This window comes from Veillonella sp. VA142, assembly GCF_003992135.1.
GTDB lineage: Bacteria > Bacillota > Negativicutes > Veillonellales > Veillonellaceae > F0422.
The window spans coordinates 1-734 of record NZ_RQVN01000058.1 but is presented as its reverse complement, the minus strand read 5'-3'; the positions used below and the strand labels follow the sequence as shown (position 1 = coordinate 734).

General features: G+C 44.0%; 5 tRNA genes. All 5 read left to right on the top strand.

The window, feature by feature from the left end:
* Positions 1-156 precede the first annotated feature (156 nt).
* The 5 genes from EO117_RS09090 (at position 157) to EO117_RS09070 (ending at position 577) form a co-directional block, all read left to right on the top strand.
* Positions 157-232: transfer RNA gene (locus tag EO117_RS09090), tRNA-Asp, on the top strand.
* Between the two features lie 6 nt (positions 233-238).
* A tRNA-Phe gene (locus EO117_RS09085) sits at positions 239-314 on the top strand.
* Between the two features lie 3 nt (positions 315-317).
* Positions 318-392 (top strand) — tRNA-Gly (locus EO117_RS09080).
* 7 nt (positions 393-399) lie between these two features.
* Positions 400-474: transfer RNA gene (locus EO117_RS09075), tRNA-Cys, on the top strand.
* 14 nt (positions 475-488) lie between these two features.
* A tRNA-Leu gene (locus EO117_RS09070) sits at positions 489-577 on the top strand.
* The last annotated feature ends 157 nt before the right edge of the window (positions 578-734 follow it).

Genomic DNA, 734 nt, shown 5'->3' with positions numbered 1-734 from the left:
TTTAGCACTATAATCATACCACGAAATCACTATGGATTTTTTATATTCAATTGTTCAATTTCATTATACAATTAACCATACAAAATCTTTATAAAAAATTATAAAAAATAGTTGACGAGATATATGAAATAAGGTATACTAACAAGGTAGTCAATTGGCCCCGTGGTGTAGCGGTTAACATGTCGCCCTGTCACGGCGAAGATCGTCGGTTCAAATCCGATCGGGGTCGCCACTACTTGCCTCGGTAGCTCAGTCGGTAGAGCAACGGACTGAAAATCCGTGTGTCGGCAGTTCGATTCTGCCCTGAGGCACCATTTGCGGAAATAGCTCAGCGGTAGAGCACCGCCTTGCCAAGGCGGGGGTCGCGAGTTCGAATCTCGTTTTCCGCTCCACTTTTTTGGCGGCATAGCCAAGCGGTAAGGCAGAGGTCTGCAAAACCTTTATTCCCCAGTTCGATTCTGGGTGCCGCCTCCACAAATTCCACCCATGCCGGGGTGGCGGAACAGGCAGACGCAACGGACTTAAAATCCGTCGGTTAGAAATAACCGTACCGGTTCGATTCCGGTCCTCGGCACCACTTAGACCAACTTCAGTTGGTCTATTTTTTTATGTCTAAATAGACTATAATGTAAGTATCATATAATGGGTATATATAGGGGCTCTATAATAAATGTTGGGGCTACTCATATAAGAGTAGTCGCCAACATTCTTTTTTTGCAATAAAATAGACATAT